The sequence below is a fragment of the Pseudomonas sp. NPDC089428 genome (assembly GCF_044749325.1).
Taxonomy (GTDB): Bacteria; Pseudomonadota; Gammaproteobacteria; order Pseudomonadales; family Pseudomonadaceae; genus Aquipseudomonas.
Genome location: NZ_JBIVHT010000001.1, coordinates 120,960 through 139,564 on the forward strand (window position 1 = coordinate 120,960; position 18,605 = coordinate 139,564).

Consider the following 18,605-nt stretch of genomic DNA (forward strand, 5'->3'; position numbering starts at 1 on the left):
GATGAAACAGGCCGCTCGATGCGGCCTGTTTCATTTCAGCCGCCTGTGCCGGCACCTAGCGTTTCTCGCCTTCGTAGTTATCCAGCGTGTCCCGCGCAATCTCCCGCCCCAGGGCAATCAGCTCCGGCGCCTTGTAGAACTCGAAGAACCGGCATACCCGCTTGGGCACGTTGATCAGCACATCCGGCGGATACCCGGCAATCTTGTACTGCGCCAGCGACGTCTGCATCACCTCGAAGCTCTGGTTGATCAGGTCGAGCAGCGAGGCCGGCCCGACGTTGTCGATGATGAACGAGCCGGTTGCCGACTTCGGCGCACCTTCCCGCTCGGGCGCCGCAGCGGGTTGCTGGGCCTCGGGGTCGGCCGTGTCGGCCAGCCACGGGTTGGGGGGCGCCAGCCCTTCGGCGACGATCTCCTGCTCGATGCGAATCAGCTCTTCGGCAGGCTTGCGCCGAAACGGCAGGCGCGAGCCGAGTGAGCTGAGCAGGGCGTCGAAGCGCATCTTGAAGGCTGCCGGGCGTTCGATCACGGGCAACTGGTATTGCTTCTGGTTGGTGGCGTTGAGGTTGACCGCGATGATCAGGTCACAGTGGCTGGACACCACAGGAACGATCGGCAGGGGGTTGAGGATGCCGCCATCGACCAGCATGCGGTTACCCTGCATCACCGGTGTGAACAAGCTTGGAATCGCCGCCGAAGCACGCATGGCCTGATGCAGGCAGCCTTCCTGGAACCAGATTTCCTGCTGGTTGGTGAGGTCGGCCGCGACTGCCGTGTAGGGGATTCGCAACTGCTCGATGTTTATGTCGCCGACGATCTTGCGAATCTGGCCGAACACCTTGTCACCGCGGATCGCGCCAAGGCGAAAGCTGACGTCGACCAGGCGCAGCACATCCAGGTAGTCCAGGCTTTCGATCCAGTTACGGTATTCGTCAAGCTTACCTGCCGCGTAGATACCGCCAATCACCGCGCCCATGGAGCAGCCAGCGATGCAGGCGATGTCGTAGCCGCGCCGTTCGATTTCCTCGATCACGCCGATATGGGCATACCCACGAGCGCCTCCCGATCCCAACACCAATGCCACACGTTTGCTCATGAGCTTTCCCCGGCTGGTACAACCCTGGCCCTACAATGCACTCATCGCCGCCTGTGCTTCAATCCAGAGCGTGCTGAACTACTCTAAGCAAAGCACATCGTGCCGGGCACTTTTCAATCGCACCGGCGTCGAACAGCCACTCTTTTGACCTTTGAGGTATTACTGATGAAAGCCTGGATCTGCCTTCCACTGATCGCCCTGGCCCTTGCTGGCTGCGCGGGCAAGACGGCCTACCGCGAGAGCTGCGCGACTCAGCTGGATGCCGCCTGGAAGGAGCTGGACCTGGCCAAGGCCGAAGGTTTTGCCGGTACCGTCAGCTATTCCAAGGCCCTGTCGCTGCTGACCGGTGCCAAGACGCAGCAGCAATTCGAAGGGTACGAAGGGTGCACCCACAAAGCCGAAAAAGCCCGCTTCTACATTCGTGAGTCGCGCGCCGGGCGCTGACCAAGGAGCGACACATGTCCGCCATGCTCGATCATGTCGTTGCCCAGCTGCTGGCCTTGCAGGTGCGCCTGCTGGCCTGTCGCGAGCGCCTGGCTGCCGATACCGACAGCGAGGCCCTGCACGACCTGCGCATCAACCTGCGGCGCCTGCGCAGCCTGTTGCGGCCCTTGCAGGGCCTGCCTGGGATCGAGCAGCTGGAGGCGGCGGCCAAGTCATTGGGTACCTTGACCACGCCCCTGCGTGATCGCGAGGTACTGGCGGTTGAGCTGATCAGGCGCGGTCATGCCGAGGCCGGGCAGCGGCGTCTGGCAGGGCGGGACAGGACATTCGCCAGCATTGCCGACAGCCCGCAGCTGACCCGGGTGCTGGCGATTGTCGATGCGTTCCCGCTGTTTTTGCGTGCGGCGGATCGCGAGGGGCTGGCCAGGTCGCTGGGCAAGCGCATCGACAAGCGCCTGGTCAAGCAGTGGCACAAGTTGCGCAAGGCCCTGCAGGACCCCGCCCATGATCGCCACCGATTGCGCCTGCTGATCAAGCGCGCGCGCTACGGTGACGAGGCCTATCCGCAACTCGATCATGCCGGCAAGAAACTGCAGCGCCTGCTGAAGAGGGCCCAGAGCGATCTGGGAGAGTGGCATGACCGCTTGCAGTGGTTGCTGCAGGCCAAGGAGCATGCCGACCTGGCACCTTCTACAGCCGCCTGGCAACAGGAGCTGCTCGAGGCCGAGCGCAAGTCCGATCTCACCCTGGACGCGCTGCAGGCGGCGCTCAAGCAGCGTTAGCCCGGCAAATGACCGATTTGCGGGCTGATTGGGCGAAGTTTGCTGGCTAGTATGGGCGGACCGTTCGCCATACAGCCAGGAGCCGGCCGATGAATTTCAACCAACTGCTCGACGCCGTGCGGGAAACCCCCGACGCGGTCAGCATTCCGCCCACCTGGGCCCAGGGGCGTGCCGTGTTCGGTGGCCTGATGGCGGCCATGGTTCATGAACGCATGCGCATGAAGCTCTCCGATGATCGCCCGGTGCGCTCGCTGGCCATCACCTTCGTCAGCCCGGCTGCGGCGGATGTGCCCATTCGTTTCGAAGTCGAAGTCCTGCGCGAGGGCAAGGCGGTCAGCACGCTGCTGGGGCGGGCCATTCAGGAAGGCCAGGTGGTGACGCTGGTGCAGGGCAGCTTCGGTGCCGGCCGATCATCGGCGGTCGATGTTGCAGCTGCACCTGCGGCGGAGATGAAACCACTTGAACACGCGGCGCCGGAGTTGCCCTACATCAAGGGCGTCACCCCGGAGTTCATGCGCCATGTCGCCTTGCGCTGGGCGGTGGGGGGGCTGCCGTTCAGTGGCAATCAGTCGCGCCACATGGGCGGCTGGGTACGTTTGCGCGATGTGGCCGAAGAGCAGGTCAACGAGGCGCACCTGCTGGCGCTGGTGGATGCCTGGCCACCGAGCCTGATGCCGTTCCTCAAGCAACCGGCGGCGGGCAGCACGCTGACCTGGACCATCGAGTTCATCCAGCCGACGGCGAAACTGTCGACGCTGGACTGGTGCCGTTACCGTGTCGAAACCGAGTATGCCCGTGATGGCTACGGGCATGCGGCGGCAGCACTATGGAGTGCGCAAGGGGAGTTGCTGGCCTTGAGCCGGCAGACGGTGACGGTGTTCGCCTGATCATCACCGCCGGTGCTTGTGCCGTTCGCGCCAGGCCTTCCACCAGGCACCGCTGAGAACGAAACGCGGGAAGGTGACGAACTGCTCGGTCAGCAGCCGCTGCACGGCATCCTTGCGGTTGGCGAACGGTTCGGGTTGTTCGGCTTCCAGGCGATGCCCGTGACGCTGCAGGCCCAGGCCGGCGATCAGGGCAATGACGCCGACGGCGATCTGCCCCAGGTCCAGGGCGAACAGGCCGGACAGCACCAGCAGGGCTCCGAGGATGAACAGCGGTACGGCGATCAGGTGCAACACCAGGTTGGTCGGGTGCCGGTGATTGTGGTGGTAGCCACGCCATTGCCAGGCGTGCAGGTTGGGCAGTCGTTTGCTCATGGGCGGTTCCTCGCGCGCTTCGTTGCGCGCTTCGTTGCAATCATGCCCAAAGCTTAGTGCGGCCCCGTGGGCGGGGCCAATCGAGGCTGGCTATGGCGACTATAGCTTGAGCTGGCCAATGGCCTTGCTCAACTCGCCGGCAAGGGTCGCCAACTGGCTGCTGGTGGTGGCTGAGCCGACGGTCTGCTGCACAGTCTCTTCGGTGACATCGCGGATGCTCACCACCGCGCGGTTCATTTCTTCGGCCACCTGGCTTTGCTGCTCGGCGGCGACGGCAATCTGCGTGTTGCTCTCGCGCATCTGCGCGACTGCGCCGGTAATCTCCGCCAGTGCCGCGCCGGCCTCTTGGGCCTGCCGGACACAATCGTCGGCCTTGTACGAACTCTCCTGCATGAACTCCACGGCATCGCGGGTACCGGCTTGCAGGTCGGCGACCATGCGGGTGATTTCATCGGTGGACGTCTGTACGCGCTTGGCCAGGTTGCGCACCTCGTCGGCGACCACGGCAAAGCCCCGGCCCAGATCCCCTGCGCGCGCGGCTTCGATGGCGGCGTTGAGTGCCAGCAGGTTGGTCTGTTCGGCAATACTGTGAATGACCCCGACCACGCTGTTGATCTTCTGGCTGTCGTCGGCGAGCTGGCGAATCATTTCGGCAGTTTGCTGTACGCCGCTGGAGAGCCCGGCGATGGAATCCTGCACCCGGCTGACCACTTCCTTGCCGCTGCCGGCGAGGGTGTCGGCGGTCTGCGACAAGTCCCGGGTGGCGCCGGCATGCTGGGCGATATGGTGCACGGTGGCTGACATTTCATTGATCGCCGTGGCGGCCTGATCGGTCTCGCTCTGTTGGCCGAGCATGCCATGGCGCACTTCGTTCATGCTCGCGGCCAGGCGCGCGGCACCCGAGTCCAGTTGCGCGGCGGTGTGGGCGACGGTGCTGACCACGCGGTGGTAGGTGGCCTGCATGGCGTTGAAGGCACCGGCCATCTGGCCGACTTCGTCGCCGCAGGCCAGGGGGACGCGGGCCGACAGGTCGCCGGTCTTTTCCACGTGCAGCATCACGTCCTTGAGGGTATTGAGCTGGCTCAGCAGGAAGCGGATCAGCAGCTGCGAGGCAGCAAGCATTGCCAACATCAGGATCAGCACGCAGACCGCGTAGTTGCTGAAGCGGTCGAGAAAGACCTGGCGCAGGCTCGGTGCGGCTGCCAGCACGGCCAGCTGCTGGTCGCCATGGTGCAGCACCTGGGCACCGCGCAGCGGGTTGTTGCCGAGGACCCAGGCCGCCGGTAGCGTGACCCAGCCTTGCCCGTTGGCCAGGGCTTCGAGGTTTTCACCCGCGTAGGTCGGGGTCTGCCCGGGCTGCCAGGTAATCAGGTTGGCCTGGCGCGGCAGGGGCTGCCCGGCGGGCCAGGCGGCCAGCAGCTCGGCCTGGGCTTGCGCCTGGGCCTGCGCGGCATCGGCGCGGGCGCGTTGCTCCAGGTGCACTGCATAAAGCACCAGCAGCAAGGTCGTGACGAAGGCCACTGCGTTGACGGCCCAGAATTTGTACTTCAGGGAAATATTGCTAAGCCAGGCACCCATGGGTAGGTCTTCTCTGAGTTGAGCGGAAACATTATTGGCAAGGTGCCATCATTGTGCCCGCTCACTCGAGCGACGCTCATGACATGTGTCAAGGAAGCTGGAAGAAAGCTTTGGCCGTGGCGCTGGTGTGCTGGGCACAGTGCTCGAGGCTTTCGTTGCGATGCTGGGCCACTTCGCGCAGCACTTCGGTCAGGAATGCCGGCTCGTTACGGCCGTTTTTCGGCTTCGGCCGCAGGCTGCGTGGCAGCAGGTACGGCGCATCGCTCTCCAGCATCAGCCGGCCCTCGGCAATGTTGCCCACCAGCGGGTGCAGGTGGGTGCCGCGACGCTCGTCACAGATCCAGCCGGTGATGCCGATGTGCAGGTCCATGTCCAGGTAGGCGTACAAGGCGTCGCGCTCACCCGTGAAGCAATGCACCACGGCGGCTGGCAGGTGGTCGCGGTAATCCTTGAGGATGGCCAGCAGGCGCCCGCTGGCATCGCGTTCGTGCAGGAACACTGGCAGGCACAGTTCGGCCGCCAGTGCCAGCTGGGCTTCCAGGGCTTTTTCCTGCAGTGGGCGAGGGGAGAAGTCACGGTTGAAATCCAGCCCGCATTCCCCGACAGCGCGCACGCGTGCTTCAGCCAACAGCTGGCGCAGTCGCCGCTCGCTGTTGCCATCCCATGACTTGGCATCATGTGGGTGCACGCCAGCCGTGGCGAACAGGTGTTGGCCTTCGCCATCGAGCTGCTGGCACAGCTCCAGTGCCTGTTCGCTGACCTCAAGACTGGTGCCGGTCAGGACCATCTGCACAACGCCGGCCTCGATGGCGCGCTCGACGATGGCGGCCTGTTGGTCGTGGAAACTGCTGTTGGTCAGGTTGACGCCGATATCGATCAGTTGCATGGTGCTACCTCGTGCCGCGGGGCGGCCAGCATAGCAAAAAGCGTGATATTCGGAAAAAACCAAGAACTTCAGGCGCTTGCCGTGGTCTTTTAGCGTCATTTCTCTAGATCGCGCGTATCACCATGGCTGCCGCCCACCGACCACGGACACGATTTCGCATGCTGCGATACCTGCTGACCCTGTTGCTGATGCTCGGGCTGACCACGGTCGGCCCGGCCTACGCGCGGCTGCCGGGGCCACAGCAGAACGTACCGGCGAACACCTCTCGTGACCTGCAGCAGATTCGCAGCAGCAAGGTGCTGCGGGTGCTGGTCAACCAGAGTCGCAACAGTTCGGGTGAGATCAAGGGCGAGCCGGTGGGGATCGAGTATTACCGCCTGCGCGGGCTGGAGCATTACCTCAATGCCCGGGCCGGGGATGGCCAGCAGATCCGTCTGAAGATCATTCCGCGGGCCAAGGAACAACTGCTGGGCGCCCTGCAGCGCGGTGAGGGTGACCTGGCCGCGCCGGGCGAGCTGCTGGACCCGGCGGTGACAGGCGGAGTCAACAGCAGTGCGCCGGTACTGGACCAGGTGCCGCTGTTGCTGGTCGGGCGCAAGGGCGAACGCAGCTTCACCCACGCCGAGCAGCTGTCCGGGCGTACGGTGGCATTGACCAGTGCCAGCGCGGCAGGGGCGGTGATCCAGCAGATCAACCAGCAACTGGCGCTGCGCAAGCGGCCGCCGATCAAGATCGAATGGGTCGATTCGACCCTGGCTGTGGAAGATGTGCTGGAGATGGTCCAGGCCGGCATCTATCCATTGACCATGGTGGAGCGCCCGATCGCCCAGCGCTGGGCCAGGGTCATGCCGAACTTGCGCCTGGACAGCCGGGTGCAACTGGGGCAAGCGCAGGCCATGCGTTGGTATGTGCGGCGCGATGCGACGGTGCTGCTGGCCACGGTCGATCGCTTTCTTCAGGGGTATCGTGCACCGGAAAACCAGGATGCGGCCTTCGAGCGCATCTACCGGCGCCAGTATCGCGTGCACAACCCCTTGGCGCGCAAGGACCGTCAACGCTTGAATGCACTGCGCCCGGTGTTGCAGAAGCATGGCGAGGCGCAGCAGATCGACTGGCTGAACCTGGCTGCCCTGGCCTTCAAGGAATCGACCCTGAACCCTGCGGCGCGCGGTAGCGGTGGGGCACACGGCCTGATGCAGATCACCCCGTCGGCTGCGCAACGGGTGGGTGTCAGCGACACCGGTTCGGTCGATGGCAATGTTCAGGCCAGTGCGCGCTACCTGGCGCTGATCCGCCGCAAGTTCTTCGCCAGCCCGCAGATCAACGAGCGCGAACGCATGGCGTTTGTGCTGGCGGCCTACAACCTGGGCCCGGAGCGGGTGCAGGCCATGCGCGCCGAGGCTCGCAAGCGCGGCCTCAATGGTAACCAGTGGTTCTTCCAGACCGAGCGCATCGCCATGGAGCAGGTCGGCATGGGGCCGGTCAACTTCGTCAACAGCGTCAACAAGTACTTCCTGGCGTTCAATCGCGAACGCACGGCACTGGAGCGGGTGGTCGTTCGCTGACAAATCAATTTTGTCGATTGTTATGTTGGGTTTTTTGCGATTTTCATATCTATTTAATTGATTATGATGGCGCCCATCCCAACACAACATCCCGCTTTCAAGGACGCTTCGAAATGAACAACGCAATCAGCAAACTGCTCTCCACCCGCGCTGGCCTGGGCCTGAGCGTGATCCGCATCCTGGTCGGTGTGATCTTCATGGCGCATGGGGCGCAAAAACTGTTCGGCCTGTTCGGTGGCTACGGCCTGGAAGGCACCGGCCAATGGATGGAAAGCATCGGCCTGGCGCCGGGCTACCTGATGGCGTTGCTGTCCGGTAGCGCTGAGTTCTTCGGCGGCCTGGCCCTGGTGATCGGCCTGCTGGCCCGCCCGGCCGCACTGGCACTGACGGTGACCCTGGCCGTGGCGATCTTCTCGGTACACATCAACAACGGCCTGTTCATGTCGAACAACGGCTATGAGTTCGCCCTGGCGCTGCTGGCCGGCACCGTGGCGGTACTGATCGAAGGCGCGGGCCGCCTGTCCCTGGACCGCCTGATCGCCCGCTGACAGGTCGCGAGCCGCAAGCTGCAAGCCCCAAGCCGAACGCATTTCAGCTTGGGGCTTGCAGCTTGCGGCTTGTCGCTCTAGCATACCGCCTGCGCCGATTTAAACAGCTACTTGCGGGGCGCAGGACTGGCCCCTCTCCGGGTTATCCGAAATACCGCTAAAGCGCTGGTTCGGTGACGCCTCCCACCGCTGCCCAGCGGGATTCGCGAGGCGGAGAGAAGCTCCATGAGTTGTCCACGTACCAGTGTCTGTTTGAGCCCATTGCCTGCCAACCAGGCTTCCCGCACACCGCGCATCCTGCTCGGTGGCCAGCATCAGCCCACACTCTTGCGTCATCTTGAAGGGTTGTCCCGCCGCAAGGGGCAGGCTCGTGCCTTTCTTATCCAGTTCGCCGACGATGCGTGCCGCCTGGAGCAGTTCGGCAACGACCGCTTCGACCTGGCGGTGATCCAGGCGCCAGCCCGCGAAGACGCCGCCCAAGTCATTGGCGCGCTTACCCGCATTGCGCGCCAGGGCCTGATTACCCGACGCTGAGGAGCGCGCCGTTGAGCACCAACATCATCACCACGGAAGGTCACGAGGCCCTGAAGAAGGAGCTGGACCATCTGTGGCGGGTGTACCGCCCGGAAATCACCCAGAAAGTGACCTGGGCCGCTTCGCTGGGCGATCGTAGCGAGAACGCCGACTACCAGTACAATAAGAAGCTGCTGCGTGAGATCGACCGCCGGGTCCGCTATCTGCGCAAGCGCCTTGAAGACGTGAAGGTGGTCGCCTACTCGCCGCAGCAGGAAGGCAAGGTGTTCTTCGGTGCCTGGGTCGAGATCGAGAACGATGATGGCGAGACCCTGAAGTTTCGCATTGTCGGGTATGACGAGATCTATGGTCGCAACGACTACATCTCGATCGACTCGCCGATGGCCCGGGCCCTGCTCAAGAAGGAGGAGGGTGATGAAGTGGTGGTGAATACGCCGACCGGTCAAGCGACCTGGTATGTGAACAGCATCCACTACGGGCAATGAATTGGGAGTGCCTGTGCCGGCCAGTTCGCGGGGCCGGTACAGGCAACCATCAACCTTCCCGCAGCACCGCCAGCGGGCTGGCATTCAGTGCTCGCCGTGTTCCCAATACCCCCGCCCCACCCACCAGCAGCGCCCCAACCACGGGCAGCACCAGCAACCACGGATGCGGGCTCCACTGCAGGTCGAACGCATAGCGATACAGCACCAGGGTGATCAGCTCGCACCCCAGTGCCGCCAAGGCCCCACTGGCCGCCCCCAGCAAACCGAACTCGATGCGCCGGGCCCTGACCAGCAAGGGGCGCGCGGCCCCCAGTGCGCGCAGCAAGGCGCCTTGGCGAATCCGCTCGTCCAGTGTCGCCTGCAGCCCGGCGAACAACACCGCAAGCCCCGCCGCCAGCACGAACAGCAAGACATACTCGACCGCCAGCGTGACCTGAGCGAGGATGCTGCGGAGTTGTTCGAGCAAGGCATCGACCTGCAGGATGGTCACCGCCGGGAACGCCCGCGACAGTGCGACCACGTCCAGGTCATGGCCTGGGGCCAGGTAGAAGCTGGTCAGGTAGGTGGTTGGCAGCCCCTGCAGGGTGCCCGGCTGGAAGATCATGTAGAAGTTCGGCTGGAAGCTGTCCCAGTGCACCCGGCGCAGGCTGCTGACCCGCGCCTGCCGCTGCTCGCCGCCGATGTCGAAGGTCAGCAGGTCGCCCAGTTGCAGCTTGAGGCTGGCAGCCAGCTCGGCCTCGACCGACACGCCGGGGATTTCATTGCCGCCAGGCAGCGCCTGCCACCAGTTGCCTGCGCTCAGCGTATTGCCCTCAGGCAGGTCGGCGGCCCAGGTCAGGCTGAGGTCGCGTTGTACCGCCCGCTCGCCGGCGGAGTCCTTGCTGACGACCTGCTGCACCGGTTCATCGTTGATCTGAATCAGCCGGCCGGGTGTCACCGGGTAGAGCGGTGCCGAGCTGGCATTCACCTCGCGCAGGCGCTGGGCGAACGGTTCGCGGTCAGCGGGCAGGATGTTCAGGGCAAAGTGGTTGGGCGCGTCCTTGGGCAGTTGTGCCTGCCAGGTGTCGAGCAACTCTGCCCGCAGCAGCGCAACCAAGGCCATGGCCAGCAGGATTAGGCCGAACGCCAGGGCTTGCCCGGCTGCAGCCATCGGGTGGCGCAGCAACTGGCCAAGACCCAGACGCCAGGTCAGCGGTGCGCCAGCGAGTGCCTTGCGCAGGCTTTGCAAGCCGAGCAACAGCAGCCCGCCCAGCAGCAGCGCGGCGATCAGGCCGCCACCGAGCAGGGCGAAGGTCAGCAGCAGGTCAAGGCTCAGGCGCCACATGATCAGACCCAGGGCGAGCAGGGCGGCGCCATACACCAGCCAGCTGCTCGGTGGCACGGGCAGCAGATCGCGGCGCAGCACGCGCAACGGTGGTACCTGGCCCAGCGCGGCGAGCGGCGGCAAGGCAAAACCGGCCAGGGCCACCAGGCCGGTGGCGATGCCGGCCAGTGCCGGAAGCATGCCCCCGGCTGGCACCACGCTGGGCAGCAGGCCGTGCAGCAGGTGGAACAGGCCCAGTTGCGCGAGCCAGCCGAGCAGGGCGCCGGCCAGGGCGGCGACCAGCCCGAGCATCGCCAGTTGCAGGCAATACAAGCCCAGCGCTTGGTGCCGCGACAGCCCCAGGCAGCGCAGCAAGGCGCTGGCATCCAGGCGGCGTGCGGCGTAGCGGCTGGCCGAGAGCGCCACGGCCACGCCTGCCAGCAGCACTGCGACCAGGCTGGCCATGTTCAGGTAGCGCTCGGCTTTGCCCAGGGCGCCGCCGATCTGCCGGTTGCCATCGCGGGTGTCGAGCAGGCGCTGGCTGGCGGCAAGGTTGTTTTCCACGGCCTTGCGATAGTGCTCGAGGGCTTCGGCATCGCCCCGCCACAAGTCGCGGTAGGAAACCCGGCTGCCTGGCTGGATGACACCGGTGGCCGGCAGGTCAGCCAGGTTCATCATCACCCGGGGCGTCAGGCTATAGAAGTTGTTGGCGCGATCGGGTTCGTAGGTCAGCACGCGGCTCATGCGCAAGGTTTTCATGCCGACGTCGATGCTGTCGCCGACTTCAAGCCCCAGGGCCGCGAGTAGGCGAGGTTCGACCCAGGCCTCCCCGGGGGCCGGGCCGCCTCCTGGGGTTTCTTCGCCATAGGGTGCGGCGGCACTGCGCACCTGGCCGCGCAATGGGTAGGCGCCATCGACCGCCTTGATGCTCGATAGCTGGATGCCAGCATCGCCACCCACCACGCTGGTGAATTCAACCACCTGGGCATGCCGCAGCCCAAGTGCCTGACCGGCGCCGAGCTGCTCGTCACGGGCCGGTGCGCTGCCTTGCAATACCAGGTCGGCACCGAGGAACTCGCTGGCGCGTAGCTGCATCGCGCCATTCAGGCGAGCACCGAAATAGCCGATGGCGGTACTCGCGGCGACCGCCACCAGCAGGGCAAAGAACAGCACGCGCACTTCGCTGGCGCGGATATCGCGCAGCAGCTGGCGCAAGGCCAGGCCGCACAGGCGGGACAGCGGCATGTGCTTCATCAGGCCTCCACCGGCGCCACCAGGCGGCCCGCTTCCAGGCGTATCTGGCGCCGGCAGCGGCGGGCCAGGCGCTCATCATGGGTAACCAGTACCAGGGTAGTGCCGCGCTCCTTGTTCAGCTCGAACAGCAGGTCGCTGATGCGCTCGCCTGTGTGGCTGTCGAGGTTGCCGGTGGGTTCGTCGGCAAAAAGTACGGCGGGTTGTGCGGCGAAGGCGCGGGCGATGGCGACCCGTTGCTGCTCGCCACCGGAAAGCTGGCGCGGGGTGTGGGCCAGGCGCTTGCCCAGGCCGACCCGCTCAAGCAGGTTGCGGGCCTGCTCGCGGGCGTCGCGCCGACCGTCCAGCTCCAGTGGCAGCATTACGTTTTCCAGGGCGTTGAGGCTGTCGAGCAGCTGGAACGACTGAAAGACGAAACCGACATGCTCGGCGCGCACCCTGGCGCGCTGGTCCTCGTCCAGTGGGCCGAGGTCGTGCCCGGCGAGGATGACCTGGCCGGCGCTGGGGCGGTCGAGGCCGGCGAGCAGGCCAAGCAGGGTCGATTTGCCCGAACCCGAGGCGCCGACGATGGCCAGGCTGTCGCCCTGGGCAAGGTCGAGGGAGAGGGCATGCAGGATGGTCAGATCACCTTCCGCGCTGGGGACCACTTTGCTAAGGTTCTGAGCAACGAGAATGCTGGGGCCCATGGAGAATCCAATGCGAGTGTGGTGGTTGAGTGCCGGTCTGGCCCTGTATTGCCTGGCTCAGAGCGCGGCGGCGGGAACACTGCTGGTCGTCGGCGATAGTATCAGCGCCGGTGCTGGCCTGGATATCCGCCAGGGTTGGGTCTCTCTGCTGCAGACCCGGCTCAAGGACGAAGGTTTCGACGATCAGGTGGTCAATGCGTCGATCAGTGGTGACACCAGTGCGGGTGGCCAGGCGCGGCTGCCGGCGCTGCTTGCAGCACACAAGCCGAGCCTGGTGGTGCTGGAGCTTGGGGGCAACGACGGGCTGCGTGGGCAGCCTCCGCAACAATTGCAACAAAATCTTGCCTCGATGATCGAAAGTGCTCGCAAGGCGGGGGCCAAGGTGGTGCTGCTAGGCATGCGCCTGCCGCCGAACTATGGCGTGCGTTACAACACCGCCTTCGCCAACGTCTATGCACAGCTGGCAACGGAAAAGCAGGTGGCGCTGGTGCCGTTTTTCCTCGAGGGGGTTGGCGGTGTGCCGGGGATGATGCAGGCCGATGGCATCCATCCGGCACAGGTGGCTCAACAAAGGTTGCTGGAAAATGCCTGGCCGGCGATAAAACCCTTGCTGTGACGCTTTAAACGGGGGCGGCTTTCGGCTAATGTTGCGCCCCCCGTTTCGAGAGCCCCCGATGCCGCGCCCTGCCTGGTCCTTGTTTGCCTATCAACTGATCGAGCCCGATGAGCAGCTCGACCTGTTCGCTTGCCAGGAAATCCGCGTTCACCTCGTCGCCCGTCAGCTTGAGCTTGGCGTGCCGGTCGATCGCACCTTGTGCGGCGGCCTGCTGCCTGCGCAGCCGCGTTGGTCCGGTGTGCCTCGCAGCATCTACCGTGACGGGCGCCTGTGTGACCTGTGCCGGGCGATCCTCGATGCCCAGCGCCGCGGCATGCGGCCGGTCTGGCCCGAGCTCTGAAGTGAATTACCGGCGCCCATCTGCGCGCACCTTTCATCAACTGAAACGCTTGCAAGACGCCAATGCCTCCCGCTTGCAGCGAGGCGGGTGTACAATCGTGCTTCTTGACCACCTTTCGAAGGATTTACCGGATGTTGCCGCGCTTTCCCGCCGTCACCCGTTGCCTGTCCCTGGCCGCCCTGCTGGTAGCGGGTCGCGCTGTTGCGCTGGAACTGCCACTGCCACCGCCCGGTGAAGACGTCGTTGGCCAGGTCCAGACCATCAAGGCCAAGTACGAAGACACCTTCGCCGACATCGGCACCGCCAACGACCTTGGCTACCTGGAAATGATCGCCGCCAACCCGGGCGTCGACCCATGGCTGCCGGGCGCTGGCACCGAGATCGTCCTGCCGACCCGTTACATCCTCCCACCGGGGCCGCGAGAAGGCATCGTCATCAACCTGGCCGAGTACCGCATGTACTACTTCCCGAAAGGGCAGAACGTGGTGCATACCTTCCCGCTGGGTATTGGTCGTGAGGGCTGGGGTTCGCCGATTGCCTTGACCAAGATCACCGCGAAGACACCGAACCCGACCTGGACGCCGCCTGCCTCGATTCGTGCCGAGCACGCCGCGGACGGTGACATACTGCCGAGCGTTGTACCTGCCGGCCCGGACAACCCGCTGGGGCCGTTCAAGTTCACCCTGGGTGTGCCGGGCTACCTGATCCATGGCTCGAACAAGAAGTTCGGTATCGGCATGCGCACCAGCCATGGTTGCTTCCGCATGCTCAACAACAACGTGCTGGAACTGTCGAAGATGGTCCCGGTAGGAACGCCGGTGCGCATCATCAACGAACCGTACAAGTTCGGCAGAAGTGGGGGCAAGGTGTATCTGGAGGCGCATACGCCGCTGGACGATCATGGCAACCCTTCTGTGGTCGACAAGCACACGGCGGTCATCAATGCCTTGCTCAAGCGTGAAGACCTGGCCAACAACCTGCGCATGAACTGGGACATGGTGCGCGATGTGGTAGCCGCGGAAGACGGTATGCCAGTGGAAATTGCCGTGCCCACCAATAACCAGGGCGCCGCACCAATGGTTACCAGCATTCCGCCCGAACTCCAGTAACGGTTTTGCTGCACTCCGGGGCCCGCTCAGGTTAACAACCTGCTGCGGGCCTCTTCGTTTCTGGTGGGGGCTTTCGTCCAGGCAATAAAAAAGCCGACCCACAAGTGGGTCGGCTTCTCAACAATCCGTGAGGATTATTACTTGCGGCTGGCTTTGTCCAGCATACGCAGAGCGCGCTCGTTGGCTTCGTCAGCGGTCTGCTGAGCCTTCTGAGCGGCTGCCAGAGCGTCGTCAGCCTTACGGTAGGCTTCGTCAGCACGGGCTTGAGCGCGAGCTGCTGCGTCTTCAGTCGCAGTCAGACGAGCTTCGGTTTCTTTGGATACGCTGCTGCAACCGGTAGCCAGAACTGCGGCCAGAGCCAGAGCAGAGAATTTCAGAACGTTGTTCATCGTGTTCCCCTTCAAGGACTTTCTATTAAATAGCCATCTCTCGGAAAAGAGAAACTGGCCGGCGTACATAGTACCCATTACTTGTAGTAAGTAAACTGACAGAGCGCAAGAACTGCAAAAAAAATGTTGCTGGGGGGGGCGCCGACAAGATTTGCGGGGTTTTTGTGAAAAAACCGTATAGCGGGCGCAAGCGGTTGTAGTACAGGAACTTTTTTGTTGAACTAACGGTGACTTTAACTGTCCATGAGCGTCTTACGCACAACAACATCCGGTTGCTGTTGCGGGGCGTGCCTGGGCGAGGTCCCGGCACGGGTTCCTGCTACTTTTTAACGCAGGCCACCTTGAGCAATCCCGCTGGCGGCGCCTACTATTTGGGAGTGCCAGGCCCGGTCGAACGATTGCTGTTGGCCTAGGGTCCAAGGGGCAAGAGTGGCGTAGAGGTTCCTCCGCCGGATAAACCACATCGGTTAAGGTAAGGGTCTGCCAGAAAGGCCTGCGAGGAGTAGTGATGAGTGAAGCGCTGACCATCCACCATGACCAGGCCGGTCATCAGTTCGAAACCAACGTGGACGGTCATCGTGCCTACCTGACGTACATGGACCTGGGTAAGCAGACGCTGGATATCTATCGCACCTTCGTGCCCAACGCCCTGCGTGGCCGTGGGATCGCAGCAGCGCTGACCGAGAAGGCCCTGGAGTACGCCGACCAGATGGGTTATACGGTGATCCCTTCCTGCTCGTACGTGGAACGCTACATGGAGCGTCAGCAACGCCATTCGAGCAAGGTCTGACGCGGGCGTCTGCACGCCAGATACGAAAACGCCGGGCATTGCCCGGCGTTTTTCATTGCGGCAAGGTTCAGCCGCGCTTGCGCTGTGGCAGCACATCCTTGAGCTTGGCGTGCATGCTGCGCAGGGTCTTCTCGGTGGTTGACCAGTCGATGCAGGCATCGGTGATCGACACGCCGTACTGCAGTTCGTCGAGGTTTTTCGGGATCGACTGGCAGCCCCAGTTCAGGTGGCTTTCGACCATCAGGCCGATGATCGACTGGTTGCCTTCGAGGATCTGGTTGGCGACGTTCTCCATGACCAGTGGCTGCAGGGCCGGGTCCTTGTTGGAGTTGGCGTGGCTGCAGTCAACCATGATGTTCGCCTTGATCTTGGCCTTGGCCAGGTCCTGTTCGCACAGGGCGACGCTGACCGAATCGTAGTTCGGCTTGCCGTTGCCACCGCGCAGCACCACGTGGCCATACGGGTTGCCCTTGGTGGTGACGATCGACACGCCGCCTTCCTGGTTGATACCGAGGAAACGGTGCGGCTTGGACACCGACTGCAGGGCGTTGATGGCCACGGTCAGGCCGCCATCGGTGCCGTTCTTGAAGCCAACCGCCGAGGACAGGCCCGAGGCCATTTCGCGGTGAGTCTGCGATTCGGTGGTGCGCGCGCCGATGGCCGACCAGCTGATCAGGTCCTGCAGGTACTGCGGGGAGATCGGGTCGAGCGCTTCGGTGGCAGTCGGCAGGCCCATTTCCGCCAGGTCCAGCAGCAGCTGACGACCGATGTGCAGGCCGTCCTGGATCTTGAACGAGTCATCCAGGTACGGGTCGTTGATCAGGCCTTTCCAGCCAACGGTGGTGCGTGGCTTTTCAAAGTACACGCGCATGACCAGGTACAGCGTATCGGACACTTCCGCGGCCAGCACCTTGAGGCGCTCGGCGTACTCGTGGGCGGCCTTGATGTCATGGATGGAGCAGGGGCCGACCACCACGAACAGGCGATGGTCCTTGCCGTCGAGGATATTGCGCACCACTTCGCGGCCGGCAGTCACGGTCTGCAGGGCCTTGGCGCTGAGGGGGATTTCCTTCTTGAGCTGATCAGGGGTGATCAAGGTCTCGTTGGAAGCAACGTTAAGGTCGTCGATCGGTAAATCAGCCATCGTGTTACTCGTCAGGTCACGGGTGCCGGCCGCCAGCAATCCCCGTGCGGCCCAGCAGCAATAATGTTCGCAGCGGGGAGCCGAACCTTAGCGCGTTACAGGGGGCGCGACAATGGGATTTGGCGCGGGTTGACACACTTGTGTGTGCCCGTGGGGCCTCGAAGGTGTAAAAAAGCGGATCAACCTACAAGGAGATTTTCATGGCTTCTCGCAACCCACGCATCGGCATCATCGGCAGCGGTGCTATCGGTGGCTTCTACGGACTGATGCTGGCGCGCGCCGGTTTCGATGTGCATTTCCTGCTGCGCAGCGAATATGACGTGGTGCGCGAACAGGGTCTGAAGCTCGACCATGCCGTGCATGGCGCGTTACAGATGCCGGTCAATGCCTACGCCAGGGCTGCCGACATGCCTCCCTGCGACTGGCTGCTGGTGGGGGCCAAGGCGACCAGCAATGCCGAACTCGCACCGTTGATCGTCCAGGCCGCTGCTGCCGATGCCAAGGTGGTGCTGTTGCAGAATGGGCTCGGCGTAGAGGAGCAGTTGAGGGCGACCCTGCCGGGCAACCTGCACCTGCTCGGCGGCCTGTGCTTCATCTGCGTCAATCGCCAGGCCCCAGGGGTAATTCGCCATCAGGCGCTGGGTGCGGTCAACCTCGGCTATCACAGCGGGCCGGCTGCAGATGGCGGTGCGGCGATCGTCGAAGCGGGTGCCGGGTTGTTCCGTGCGGCGGGCATCGACTCCCAGGCCATGGCCAACCTTGGTCAGGCGCGCTGGCAGAAACTGGTGTGGAACGTGCCTTACAACGGCCTTTCGGTGTTGCTGGGGGCCAGTACCACGCCGCTGATGGCCGATGCCGACAGTCGCGCGCTGATCCAGGCGCTGATGGCTGAAGTGGTGCAGGGCGCAGCCGCGTGCGGGCACCAGTTGCCCGCTGGCTACGCCGAGCAGTTGTTCCGCATGACCGAACAGATGCCCGATTACTGGCCGAGCATGTACCACGACCATGCCCAGAAACGCCCGCTGGAACTGCAGGCGATCTATGCCGAGCCGATTGCCCGCGCCCAGGCGGCCGGCTGCAGCCTGCCGCGGATGCACATGCTGCATCAGGCCCTGGCCTTCATCGATCGCGCCAACCGGGCTGGCTGAATCCTCTGCAGGCCGCATCAGTAGTGCGCCGGACGGCAAAGCGTGGGGCCGGCGCACTGCTAAGCTGAAGCTTGCTCTGCCGCAACGGCAGTCGAGGAGGTCGAATGATCCGCTCCATGCTGTACGCCACCGACCTCGGTGTCTACGCCCCTTTTGTCATGCAGCACGCCCTGACCCTGGCTCGCGCCTTCAGCGCAGAGCTCTACGTGATCCACGCGGTGGAGCCCATGGGGCAGTTCGCCGAGTCCCTGCTGCAGAGTTACCTCGATGAGCAGACGCTGGATGAATTGCACAGCGAAGGCGTCAATACGGTGATGGCCAATATCGAGCAGCGGGTGTTGGAAAACTTTCGTGAAGAATTGGGCGAGGACGCTGATCTGGCACTGATCAAGGCGGTGCGGGTGCGTCAGGGTGATCCGGCGCAGGTCATCCTCGATCAAGCGCAGCGGCTGAGCGTCGACTTGCTGATCTTCGGCAGCCACAGTGCCGGTGCCGGGGTGGATGTGCCGATTGGTCGGACGGCGGTGCGCTTGCTGCAACTGTCGCCGGTGCCAGTGTATATGGTGCCGCTCTCGCAGCACCTTGGACGTAGGAAATCGTGAAGCAAGCGGTAGGCTGATTCGGAGGCGCGTGTAACAAAATAGTTCTAGTT

21 protein-coding genes are annotated in these 18,605 nt (G+C 63.9%); 13 read left to right on the top strand and 8 right to left on the bottom strand.

The window, feature by feature from the left end; translation table 11 throughout:
* Window positions 1-55: 55 nt before the first annotated feature.
* Window positions 56-1,096 (bottom strand): patatin-like phospholipase family protein, encoded by a 1,041-nt coding sequence (locus ACIPZ5_RS00570; protein WP_261940861.1) that lies wholly within the window; start codon window positions 1,094-1,096, stop codon window positions 56-58.
* 165 nt (window positions 1,097-1,261) lie between these two features.
* On the opposite strand from ACIPZ5_RS00570, the gene ACIPZ5_RS00575 reads away from it, so the two are divergent.
* From ACIPZ5_RS00575 to ACIPZ5_RS00585, 3 genes are all read left to right on the top strand, one after another.
* On the top strand, window positions 1,262-1,540 hold the full coding sequence (locus ACIPZ5_RS00575) for a hypothetical protein (protein WP_085674672.1): 279 nt from the start codon (window positions 1,262-1,264) through the stop codon (window positions 1,538-1,540).
* Between the two features lie 14 nt (window positions 1,541-1,554).
* On the top strand, window positions 1,555-2,322 hold the full coding sequence (locus ACIPZ5_RS00580) for a CHAD domain-containing protein (RefSeq protein ID WP_400805894.1): 768 nt from the start codon (window positions 1,555-1,557) through the stop codon (window positions 2,320-2,322).
* 89 nt (window positions 2,323-2,411) lie between these two features.
* A complete protein-coding gene (locus tag ACIPZ5_RS00585) occupies window positions 2,412-3,209 on the top strand; it encodes a thioesterase family protein (RefSeq protein ID WP_343597252.1) in 798 nt (265 codons plus the stop codon).
* A 3-nt stretch (window positions 3,210-3,212) separates the two neighbouring features.
* On the opposite strand, the gene ACIPZ5_RS00590 is transcribed toward ACIPZ5_RS00585, so the two are convergent.
* From ACIPZ5_RS00590 to ACIPZ5_RS00600, 3 genes are all read right to left on the bottom strand, one after another.
* Complete coding sequence (locus tag ACIPZ5_RS00590) at window positions 3,213-3,581, bottom strand: Mpo1-like protein (protein WP_110631623.1); 369 nt, start codon at window positions 3,579-3,581, stop codon at window positions 3,213-3,215.
* A gap of 99 nt (window positions 3,582-3,680) precedes the next feature.
* On the bottom strand, window positions 3,681-5,159 hold the full coding sequence (locus tag ACIPZ5_RS00595; RefSeq protein ID WP_261940858.1) for a methyl-accepting chemotaxis protein: 1,479 nt from the start codon (window positions 5,157-5,159) through the stop codon (window positions 3,681-3,683).
* An 88-nt stretch (window positions 5,160-5,247) separates the two neighbouring features.
* Window positions 5,248-6,045, bottom strand: coding sequence for a TatD family hydrolase (locus ACIPZ5_RS00600; protein WP_343597258.1), 798 nt, complete (start codon window positions 6,043-6,045; stop codon window positions 5,248-5,250).
* A 158-nt stretch (window positions 6,046-6,203) separates the two neighbouring features.
* Here ACIPZ5_RS00600 and ACIPZ5_RS00605 point away from each other — a divergent pair, with 158 nt between their 5' ends.
* The 4 genes from ACIPZ5_RS00605 (at window position 6,204) to greB (ending at window position 9,177) form a co-directional block, all read left to right on the top strand.
* On the top strand, window positions 6,204-7,610 hold the full coding sequence (locus ACIPZ5_RS00605; RefSeq protein ID WP_400805898.1) for a transglycosylase SLT domain-containing protein: 1,407 nt from the start codon (window positions 6,204-6,206) through the stop codon (window positions 7,608-7,610).
* 113 nt (window positions 7,611-7,723) lie between these two features.
* Window positions 7,724-8,158: a DoxX family protein gene (locus ACIPZ5_RS00610; RefSeq protein ID WP_400805901.1), complete on the top strand. Its 435-nt coding sequence runs from the start codon at window positions 7,724-7,726 to the stop codon at window positions 8,156-8,158.
* Window positions 8,159-8,383: 225 nt separating this feature from the next.
* Complete coding sequence (locus ACIPZ5_RS00615; RefSeq protein WP_400805903.1) at window positions 8,384-8,692, top strand: hypothetical protein; 309 nt, start codon at window positions 8,384-8,386, stop codon at window positions 8,690-8,692.
* 11 nt (window positions 8,693-8,703) lie between these two features.
* Window positions 8,704-9,177 carry a transcription elongation factor GreB gene (gene greB / locus ACIPZ5_RS00620; RefSeq protein ID WP_261940854.1) on the top strand — a complete coding sequence of 158 codons (474 nt, stop codon included), beginning with the start codon at window positions 8,704-8,706 and terminating at the stop codon, window positions 9,175-9,177.
* A 49-nt stretch (window positions 9,178-9,226) separates the two neighbouring features.
* On the opposite strand, the gene ACIPZ5_RS00625 is transcribed toward greB, so the two are convergent.
* Together ACIPZ5_RS00625 and ACIPZ5_RS00630 are read right to left on the bottom strand one after the other, a co-directional pair.
* Complete coding sequence (locus ACIPZ5_RS00625) at window positions 9,227-11,734, bottom strand: ABC transporter permease (RefSeq protein ID WP_400805906.1); 2,508 nt, start codon at window positions 11,732-11,734, stop codon at window positions 9,227-9,229.
* The gene (locus tag ACIPZ5_RS00630; RefSeq protein ID WP_261940852.1) at window positions 11,734-12,417 is read right to left on the bottom strand and encodes an ABC transporter ATP-binding protein; all 684 of its coding nucleotides are present in this window, start codon (window positions 12,415-12,417) and stop codon (window positions 11,734-11,736) included. Before ACIPZ5_RS00630 ends, ACIPZ5_RS00625 begins: the two co-directional genes overlap by 1 nt.
* Before the next feature lie 10 nt (window positions 12,418-12,427).
* Between ACIPZ5_RS00630 and ACIPZ5_RS00635 the strand changes: the two genes are divergently transcribed.
* The 3 genes from ACIPZ5_RS00635 to ACIPZ5_RS00645 all read left to right on the top strand — a co-directional run bounded on the left by ACIPZ5_RS00635 (window position 12,428) and on the right by ACIPZ5_RS00645 (window position 14,482).
* Window positions 12,428-13,033, top strand: coding sequence for an arylesterase (locus ACIPZ5_RS00635; protein ID WP_343597271.1), 606 nt, complete (start codon window positions 12,428-12,430; stop codon window positions 13,031-13,033).
* Window positions 13,034-13,091: 58 nt separating this feature from the next.
* Complete coding sequence (locus ACIPZ5_RS00640) at window positions 13,092-13,373, top strand: hypothetical protein (RefSeq protein WP_027919636.1); 282 nt, start codon at window positions 13,092-13,094, stop codon at window positions 13,371-13,373.
* A 131-nt stretch (window positions 13,374-13,504) separates the two neighbouring features.
* Window positions 13,505-14,482, top strand: coding sequence for a L,D-transpeptidase family protein (locus ACIPZ5_RS00645; RefSeq protein ID WP_261940850.1), 978 nt, complete (start codon window positions 13,505-13,507; stop codon window positions 14,480-14,482).
* Window positions 14,483-14,619: 137 nt separating this feature from the next.
* On the opposite strand, the gene oprI is transcribed toward ACIPZ5_RS00645, so the two are convergent.
* On the bottom strand, window positions 14,620-14,871 hold the full coding sequence (gene oprI / locus ACIPZ5_RS00650) for an outer membrane lipoprotei OprI (RefSeq protein WP_003259780.1): 252 nt from the start codon (window positions 14,869-14,871) through the stop codon (window positions 14,620-14,622).
* Window positions 14,872-15,379: 508 nt separating this feature from the next.
* Between oprI and ACIPZ5_RS00655 the strand changes: the two genes are divergently transcribed.
* Window positions 15,380-15,661 (top strand): GNAT family N-acetyltransferase, encoded by a 282-nt coding sequence (locus ACIPZ5_RS00655; protein ID WP_023379662.1) that lies wholly within the window; start codon window positions 15,380-15,382, stop codon window positions 15,659-15,661.
* A 67-nt stretch (window positions 15,662-15,728) separates the two neighbouring features.
* On the opposite strand, the gene ACIPZ5_RS00660 is transcribed toward ACIPZ5_RS00655, so the two are convergent.
* The gene (locus ACIPZ5_RS00660) at window positions 15,729-16,805 is read right to left on the bottom strand and encodes a 3-deoxy-7-phosphoheptulonate synthase (RefSeq protein WP_261940849.1); all 1,077 of its coding nucleotides are present in this window, start codon (window positions 16,803-16,805) and stop codon (window positions 15,729-15,731) included.
* A 200-nt stretch (window positions 16,806-17,005) separates the two neighbouring features.
* Between ACIPZ5_RS00660 and ACIPZ5_RS00665 the strand changes: the two genes are divergently transcribed.
* Together ACIPZ5_RS00665 and ACIPZ5_RS00670 are read left to right on the top strand one after the other, a co-directional pair.
* On the top strand, window positions 17,006-17,953 hold the full coding sequence (locus ACIPZ5_RS00665; RefSeq protein ID WP_400805909.1) for a putative 2-dehydropantoate 2-reductase: 948 nt from the start codon (window positions 17,006-17,008) through the stop codon (window positions 17,951-17,953).
* 104 nt (window positions 17,954-18,057) lie between these two features.
* Window positions 18,058-18,555, top strand: coding sequence for a universal stress protein (locus tag ACIPZ5_RS00670; RefSeq protein ID WP_261940847.1), 498 nt, complete (start codon window positions 18,058-18,060; stop codon window positions 18,553-18,555).
* Window positions 18,556-18,605: the final 50 nt, after the last annotated feature.